This window comes from Pseudomonas sp. MWU16-30323 (genome assembly GCF_020515595.1).
GTDB lineage: Bacteria > Pseudomonadota > Gammaproteobacteria > Pseudomonadales > Pseudomonadaceae > Aquipseudomonas > Aquipseudomonas yamanorum.
The window spans coordinates 1-7263 of record NZ_JAIWYM010000064.1; the positions used below are offsets into that span (position 1 = coordinate 1).

Below are 7263 nucleotides of genomic sequence, written 5' to 3' on the forward strand. Positions count from 1 at the left end.
GACAACACTCAGGAATCCCGACGCAAATCCGGCGGAATCGGCAGGTCTTTGAGCGGATCCGGCCGCTTGCCCTTGCCCGCGCGGTACTGGCGGATCTGGTACACGTACGCCAACACCTGAGCCACCGCCAGGTACAGCCCGGCCGGGATCTCCTGGTCGAGGTCGGTGGAGTAGAAGATCGATCGCGCCAACTCCGGCGACTCCAGCAGCAGAATGTCATTGGCCACGGCAATCTCACGGATTTTCAATGCGGTGAAATCACTGCCCTTGGCCAGCAACATCGGCGCCCCACCCTTCTCCGGGTCGTACTTGAGCGCCACGGCATAGTGAGTCGGGTTGGTGATAACCACGTCGGCGTCGGGAACCGCAGCCATCATCTTGCGCTGGGACATCTCGCGCTGCAGTTGGCGAATCCGCTGCTTGACCTCGGGCCGGCCTTCCTGGTCCTTGTGTTCGTCACGCACTTCCTGCTTGGTCATCAGCAGTTTCTTGTGGCTTTCCCACAGCTGGATCGGCGCATCCACCGCGGCAATGATGATCAACCCGCAGGCCATCCACAGCGAACTCCAGCCCACCACCTGCACGCTGTGGATAATCGCCAGCTCGATCGGCTCATGGGCGATGCGCAGCAGGTCGTCGATGTCGGACGACAACACCGTCAATGCCACAAACAGGATCAGGATGAACTTGGCCAAGGCCTTGAGCAGTTCCATCAGGGCCTTGGTGGAAAACATCCGCTTGAGCCCGGGCCCCGGGTTCATCCGGCTGAACTTGGGCGCCATGCTGCCGGCGGCAAACAGCCAGCCGCCGAGGGAAATCGGCCCGATCAGTGCGGCCAGCAGCAAGGTAATCAGGATCGGCTGCACCGCGAGGATCGCGATCTTGCCGGAGTGCAGCAGGTACAGGCCCATGGCCCCCGGGCTGAGCAGCACGTCACGGGGCAGGGAGAAATTCAGGCGCATCAGCTCCATCAGGTCCAGGGCCAGACCACCGCCGTAGATCAGCAGGCCACCGGAGCCGGCGAGCATGATCGCCACGGTGTTGAGCTCTTTGGAGCGGGCAATCTCGCCCTTTTCCCGGGAGTCCTTTTTTCGTTTCTCCGTGGGGTCTTCTGTTTTGTCCTGGCCACTCTCGCTCTCGGCCATGGCTTACCGCGCCCGCGCCAAGTCACGTAAAAACTGCAAGGCGTCAGTCGCCAGCGGTTGATACTGATTGAGAATGTCAGCCATGCCGACCCAGAAAATCCCCATGCCCAGCACCAGGGTCAACGGGAAACCGATGGAAAAGATGTTCAACTGCGGCGCCGCCCGGGTCATCACGCCAAAGGCGATGTTGACCACCAGCAACGCGGTGATCGCCGGCAATACCAGCAGCAACGAGGCGCCGAGCACCCAGCTCAGGCGCCCCACCAGCTCCCAGAAATGATTGACTACCAACCCGCTGCCCACCGGCAAGGTGGTGAAGCTTTCAGTCATGACCTCGAACACCACCAGGTGGCCGTTCATGGCCAGGAACAGCAAGGTCACCAGCATCGTCAGGAACTGCCCGATCACCGCCACCGACACGCCGTTGGTAGGGTCGACCATGGACGCGAAGCCCATGCCCATCTGGATCGAGATGATTTGCCCGGCAATCACAAAGGCCTGGAAGAACAGCGTCAGGGAGAAACCCAGCAAGGCACCGATGATGATTTGCTCGGCGATCAACATCATCGCACTAAGGTCCAGGGCATTCACCGGCGGCATCGGCGGCAAGCCCGGCACGATAACCACGGTGATCGCCACCGCGAAATACAGGCGGATGCGCCGTGGCACCAGGGTGGTACCGAACACCGGCATGGTCATCAGCACCGCCGTGACCCGGAACAACGGCAGGATGAACGAGGCCACCCAGGTGCTGATCTGGGTGTCGGTCAACGCCAACATCGAATTCACGGGGTCAGCCGATCAACTGCGGAATACTGCCGTACAGCTGCAGGATGTATTCCATGAAGGTTTGCACCAGCCACGGGCCGGCAACGATCAGGGTGATCAGCATCACCAGCAGGCGCGGCAGGAAGCTCAGGGTCTGTTCGTTGATCTGGGTCGCGGCCTGGAACATCGCCACCAGCAGGCCTACCAACAGGCTCGGCACCACCAGCACGGCGACCATCATGGTGGTCAGCCACAGGGCTTCACGAAACAGGTCGACCGCTACTTCTGGCGTCATCGTCTACACCCCACCGAAACTGCCGGCCAGGGTGCCGATAATCAGCGCCCACCCGTCCACCAACACAAACAGCATGATCTTGAACGGCAAGGAAATGATCAGCGGCGACAGCATCATCATACCCATGGCCATCAGCACGCTCGCCACGACGAGGTCGATGATCAGGAACGGAATGAAGATCATGAAGCCAATCTGGAACGCAGTCTTCAGCTCCGAGGTCACGAACGCCGGCACCAGGATGGTCAGCGGCGCCATGTCGGGGCTGGCGATGTCGGTCCGCTTGGACAGCCGCACGAACAGTTCAAGGTCGCTGGAACGGGTCTGCGACAGCATGAAATCCTTGATCGGGCCCTGGGCCTTGTCGATCGCATCCTGGGCGGTCATTTTCTCCGCCAGGTACGGTTGCAGGGCTTGCTGGTTCACCTTGTCGAACACCGGCGCCATGATGAACAGCGTCAGGAACAGCGCCATGCCGGTCAGGATCTGGTTCGACGGCGTCTGTTGCAGGCCGAGGGCCTGACGCAGGATCGAGAACACAATGATGATGCGGGTGAAACTGGTCATCAGCATCACGAACGCGGGGATGAAGCTCAGCGCGGTCATGATCAGCAGGATCTGCAGGCTGACCGAATACTCCTGCGCGCCCGCCGCATTGGTGCCCAGGGTAATCGCCGGGATCGACAACGGATCCGCCGCGTACGCCAGCGGCGCTGCCAGCAACAGCATGAGCGTCAATAAAACGCGCATTACTTCTTATCCTTCTGATCCTTGCCCAGCAACTCCATGAGGCGCTGGGCGAATTCCGGCGTGGCCGCTTGGGTCTGGGCCACGTCCACCGGCTGCTTGAGCACGTGCAACGGGGTGATGCGACCGGGGGTGATGCCTAGCAGAATCTGCTCGTCGCCCACCTGCACCAGCACCAGCCGGTCCCGCGGGCCAAGGGCGCGCGAACCCACCAGTTCAATCACCTGGGCATTGCCCGGGCCGATGCGCTGCACGCGGCGCAACACCCAGGCGAGCACAAAGATCAGCCCCACCACCAGCAACAAGCCCAGCACCAGCTGAGTCAGTTGCCCGCCAACGCCACTGCCGAGCGCCGGTGCGGCCGCCTGGGCGACCGGTTCTGCTGCCATTACGCTCAAGGGCAGCGTCGATAACAGTCCTACCAATGAGCGCTTCATATCAACGCAACTTCTTGATGCGTTCGCTCGGGCTGATCACGTCGGTCAGGCGGATGCCGAACTTCTCGTTGACCACCACCACTTCGCCATGGGCGATCAGCGTGCCGTTGACCAGCACGTCCAGCGGCTCACCGGCCAGGCGATCCAGCTCGATCACCGAACCCTGGTTGAGTTGCAGCAGGTTGCGGATGTTGATTTCGGTGCTGCCGACTTCCATGGAGATCGACACCGGGATGTCGAGGATCACGTCCAGGTTCGGACCGTCCAGGGTTACCGGCTCGTTGTTCTTCGGCACGCTGCCGAACTCTTCCATGGGAAGGCGGTTGCCCACCGGCGCGGTGGCCGCATCAGCCGCCAGCAGCGCGTCGATATCGTCCTGGCCGACATCGCCGGTTTCTTCCAGGGCAGCCGCCCACTCGTCAGCCAGGGCCTGGTCTTCGGCGGAAGTGTTTTCGTGTTCGGTAGCCATTACATGTCCTCGGCGGAGCAGAAATTAGTGTGGATCAGCGGCGGTTGATCGGTTCAATCACTTGCAACGCGAGGTTGCCTTTGTGAGAACCCAGCTTGACCTTGAACGACGGCACGCCGTTGGCGCGCATGATCAGTTCTTCCGGCAGCTCGACGGGAATCACATCCCCCGGCTGCATGTGCAAAATATCCCGCAACCGCAACTGGCGACGGGCCACGGTGGCAGTCAGGGGTACGTCGACGTCCAGCAGGTCTTCGCGCAGGGCCTTGACCCAGCGTTCGTCCTGGTCGTCGAGGTCGGACTGGAAGCCGGCATCGAGCATTTCGCGCACCGGCTCGATCATCGAGTACGGCATGGTCACGTGCAGGTCGCCGCCACCGCCATCGAGTTCGATGTGGAAGGTGGAGACCACAATAGCCTCGCTGGGGCCGACGATGTTGGCCATGGCCGGGTTCACTTCCGAGTTGATGTACTCGAAATTGACTTCCATGATCGCCTGCCAGGCTTCCTTCAAGTCGATGAAGGCCTGCTCCAGCACCATGCGCACCACGCGCAATTCAGTCGGGGTAAATTCGCGACCTTCGATCTTGGCGTGACGGCCGTCACCGCCGAAGAAGTTGTCCACCAGCTTGAACACCAGCTTGGCGTCGAGGATGAACAACGCGGTGCCCCGCAGCGGCTTGATCTTCACCAGGTTGAGGCTGGTGGGCACGTACAGCGAGTGCACGTATTCACCGAACTTCATCACCTGCACGCCGCCCACCGCCACGTCCGCCGAGCGACGCAGCATGTTGAACATGCTGATGCGGGTGTAACGGGCGAAACGTTCGTTGATCATCTCCAGGGTCGGCATGCGTCCACGGACGATGCGATCCTGGCTGGTCAGGTCGTAGCTTTTGACGCTGCCGGGCTCGGCAGCCATTTCGGTCTGTACCAGACCATCGTCGACGCCATGGAGCAGCGCATCGATTTCATCCTGGGACAGCAGGTCCTGCACGGCCATGTCGTGATCCTACTGCAATACGAAATTAGTAAAGAGCACCTGCTCGATCACCGGTTTGCCGACTTCCTTCTGGGCCACTTCCTGCACGCTGGCCGTGACCTTCTGGCGCAGCATTTCCTGGCCCACCGGGGTGGCGAGGGTGTCGAAGGGCTGGGCGGAAAACAGCATCACCAGGTTGTTGCGGATCACTGGCATGTGCACCTTGAGGGCATCCAGGTCTGCCTGGTTACGCGCCAGCAGGGTAATGCTCACCTGCAGGTAGCGTTGACGGCCGTTCTGATTGAAGTTGGCGACAAACGCCGGAAGCATCGGCTCGAAGATTGCCGGTTGCTTGACGTTAGGGTTGACCTCGGCCGTCGCGGCCGGTTTGCTCTGGGCGCTGTGCATGAAGTACCAGGTAGCCCCCACAGACAGGCCGATCGCCAGGAACAAGGCCAGGACAATCAGCAGGATAAGCTTGAGCTTGCCCTTGCCTGCGGGTGGTGTTGCTACGTCGTCGCTCTTCGCCATGCCAATAATCCGTCACTATTCAGGGATTCATAGTTCTGGGGAAAGGCAAGAGCAAGTGTTATGCCAGAGTTGTCAGTTCAGATGGGAAGAGTAGGGCTCTCTCATTCACAACCCCGATCAACTGTGGGAGCTGGCTTGCCTGCGATGAGGCCCTGCCAGCCGATATCTTGGTTGCTGACCCACCGCTATCGCAGGCAAGCCAGCTCCCACATGACCTGATTCCAACTGGAAAAAGGGCCGCTTCTCAGATCAGGCGTAGTAGTCCACGGCGCTGGAGCCAATCACGGAATGCACCACCGGCGCAGCAACCTCTGCCACCTCACCGATACCGCCGCCATCAACCCCATCACCCCGCCCGCCAGTGCCGCTGACGCCGCGTGCCTGGTTCTGCTGCTGTTGATCCTGGCCCTGCTGCCCCTGCCAGCCACGGGACTGGTCCGACACGTTGACGTCGACCTGGCCCATGCCCTGCTGGGCAAACATCTCCCGCAGACGGCCCGACTGGCTTTCCAGCGCTTCACGAACCACCGCGTGGCCACTCATGAAAGTGACCTGCGCCTGTTGGTCGGCGGACATTTTCACGCTGATGTCCAGGCGGCCCAGTTCAGCGGGTTGCAGCTGGATTTCTGCCGACTTGAGGTTGGCGCTGGACAGGTACATGACCCGGTTCACCACCTCGTCGGTCCAACCGCTCTGGTGCATGGCCAGGGGTGCATTGGCCACCGGCGGCAGGGCATTTGCGGTTTTCGGCGTGGCGGCCTGGGTCAGTGCGGCGAGGCGATTGGCGAAATCGTCGACACGGGTGTCGCTGCGGGCGTCTTTCAGGTCTTTGAGGCCGCCATCGATCAGGCCGGTGAAGGCTTTGTCGCCGCCCTGGTCGGTGCTGTCCTTGGACGCTTGCTGATCGACCATGCTGGCCAGGCCAGTGGCGAAGTTTTGCGCGGCCGTTGGCTGATCCTGGGTCGGGGCCGACGTGCCTTTGGCTGGGGTTTGGCTGCTGGCGGATACGTGACCGCCCTGTTCCATGGCCAGGCGTACGGCAGGCATGGCGTCCAGTGGGTCGGCTTCGGGGTCGAAGGCGGGCTTGGCGTCATCGGTGGCAGCCACGGGTGGCGCTACCACTGGCTGGGACTTGTCGTCTTTCGCGGCAGCCGGTGCCGGTGTTTCGACGGGCGCTGGCGCTGCCGGGACGGGAACGGGGACTACCGCGGCCATCAGCGCCGGGTCGACGGCTGGGTCGACCGGGGGTTGCTGGGCCAGGGTTGGGTCATCTGCCGGGGCCGTGTCGTCGGTCTTGGCGGTGGTGTCCGGGGTGTCGGGCTTGGCCGGCGGGGTGGCAGGCAAAGTCTTGCCGTTATCGGCAACCGATGGAGTGCCGGCGGCAGGCTTGTCGTTGTTGGCGGCGGGCTTGGCGCTGGCGTCCGCAGGCTTGTCGCGGGTCGACCGGGTGGTGGTGTCGGTGGGTTTTGCCGCGGGCGCGGGGGCCTGTTTGGCGAACACCTGAGCGAAGCCCGGGGCCTTGTCCCGCGGGTCCGCAGCCACTGCCGGTGGATTGGCAGCTGGCGCTTGAGGCTTGGCCGCTTGGGCCGCCTGAAGAAGCGAATTCGGGGTGATTGCCATGATAAGAGTCTCCGCCGCACAGGGGTCGAGGGTGCGGTTACAGGAGGTAGAGCAAGAGTTGGGCCAGGTTTTGGTTTTGGGTGTATATCCGTTATTTGGGTGATGGCTGGTATGGGTTCCGCTCTTACAGCGGGTCACTTTTGAAAGGAGCCCAAAAGTAACCAAAAGGCTCTTGCCCCACCACTCGGCACCTCGCTTAGGCTCGGTGTGCCAGCGTGGTTTAACGGGGCGCCTAAGATCAAGATCAAGATCAAGATCAAAAGCAAAAGCAC

At 61.9% G+C, this 7263-nt stretch carries 9 protein-coding genes; all 9 read right to left on the minus strand.

Annotated features, from left to right (window positions below; genetic code table 11):
• Positions 1 to 8: 8 nt before the first annotated feature.
• Positions 9 to 1145 carry a flagellar biosynthesis protein FlhB gene (gene flhB, locus LIY45_RS30285; RefSeq protein ID WP_226478669.1) on the minus strand — a complete coding sequence of 379 codons (1137 nt, stop codon included), beginning with the start codon at positions 1143 to 1145 and terminating at the stop codon, positions 9 to 11.
• Positions 1146 to 1148: 3 nt separating this feature from the next.
• A complete protein-coding gene (gene fliR, locus LIY45_RS30290; RefSeq protein ID WP_003214551.1) occupies positions 1149 to 1925 on the minus strand; it encodes a flagellar biosynthetic protein FliR in 777 nt (258 codons plus the stop codon).
• 13 nt (positions 1926 to 1938) lie between these two features.
• Positions 1939 to 2208: a flagellar biosynthesis protein FliQ gene (gene fliQ, locus LIY45_RS30295; protein ID WP_003214552.1), complete on the minus strand. Its 270-nt coding sequence runs from the start codon at positions 2206 to 2208 to the stop codon at positions 1939 to 1941.
• A gap of 3 nt (positions 2209 to 2211) precedes the next feature.
• Positions 2212 to 2955: a flagellar type III secretion system pore protein FliP gene (gene fliP, locus LIY45_RS30300; protein WP_003214554.1), complete on the minus strand. Its 744-nt coding sequence runs from the start codon at positions 2953 to 2955 to the stop codon at positions 2212 to 2214.
• Positions 2955 to 3389, minus strand: a complete 435-nt coding sequence (gene fliO, locus LIY45_RS30305) for a flagellar biosynthetic protein FliO (RefSeq protein WP_026077957.1) — start codon at positions 3387 to 3389, stop codon at positions 2955 to 2957. The genes fliP and fliO overlap by 1 nt, the downstream gene beginning before the upstream one ends.
• Position 3390: 1 nt before the next feature.
• Positions 3391 to 3858 carry a flagellar motor switch protein FliN gene (gene fliN, locus LIY45_RS30310; RefSeq protein WP_063028102.1) on the minus strand — a complete coding sequence of 156 codons (468 nt, stop codon included), beginning with the start codon at positions 3856 to 3858 and terminating at the stop codon, positions 3391 to 3393.
• A 34-nt stretch (positions 3859 to 3892) separates the two neighbouring features.
• Positions 3893 to 4861: a flagellar motor switch protein FliM gene (fliM, locus tag LIY45_RS30315; RefSeq protein ID WP_017477464.1), complete on the minus strand. Its 969-nt coding sequence runs from the start codon at positions 4859 to 4861 to the stop codon at positions 3893 to 3895.
• Positions 4862 to 4870: 9 nt separating this feature from the next.
• Positions 4871 to 5371, minus strand: a complete 501-nt coding sequence (gene fliL / locus LIY45_RS30320; RefSeq protein ID WP_017477463.1) for a flagellar basal body-associated protein FliL — start codon at positions 5369 to 5371, stop codon at positions 4871 to 4873.
• 249 nt (positions 5372 to 5620) lie between these two features.
• Positions 5621 to 6991 carry a flagellar hook-length control protein FliK gene (locus LIY45_RS30325; protein ID WP_226478671.1) on the minus strand — a complete coding sequence of 457 codons (1371 nt, stop codon included), beginning with the start codon at positions 6989 to 6991 and terminating at the stop codon, positions 5621 to 5623.
• Positions 6992 to 7263 lie beyond the last annotated feature (272 nt).

Coding starts and splice junctions, on each gene's coding strand:
- flhB (WP_226478669.1), bottom strand. CDS start 1,145: ATGGCCGAGAGCGAGAGTGGCCAGGACAAAACAGAAGACCCCACGGAG.
- fliO (WP_026077957.1), bottom strand. CDS start 3,389: ATGAAGCGCTCATTGGTAGGACTGTTATCGACGCTGCCCTTGAGCGTA.
- fliN (WP_063028102.1), bottom strand. CDS start 3,858: ATGGCTACCGAACACGAAAACACTTCCGCCGAAGACCAGGCCCTGGCT.
- fliR (WP_003214551.1), bottom strand. CDS start 1,925: ATGTTGGCGTTGACCGACACCCAGATCAGCACCTGGGTGGCCTCGTTC.
- fliM (WP_017477464.1), bottom strand. CDS start 4,861: ATGGCCGTGCAGGACCTGCTGTCCCAGGATGAAATCGATGCGCTGCTC.
- fliL (WP_017477463.1), bottom strand. CDS start 5,371: ATGGCGAAGAGCGACGACGTAGCAACACCACCCGCAGGCAAGGGCAAG.
- LIY45_RS30325 (WP_226478671.1), bottom strand. CDS start 6,991: ATGGCAATCACCCCGAATTCGCTTCTTCAGGCGGCCCAAGCGGCCAAG.
- fliQ (WP_003214552.1), bottom strand. CDS start 2,208: ATGACGCCAGAAGTAGCGGTCGACCTGTTTCGTGAAGCCCTGTGGCTG.
- fliP (WP_003214554.1), bottom strand. CDS start 2,955: ATGCGCGTTTTATTGACGCTCATGCTGTTGCTGGCAGCGCCGCTGGCG.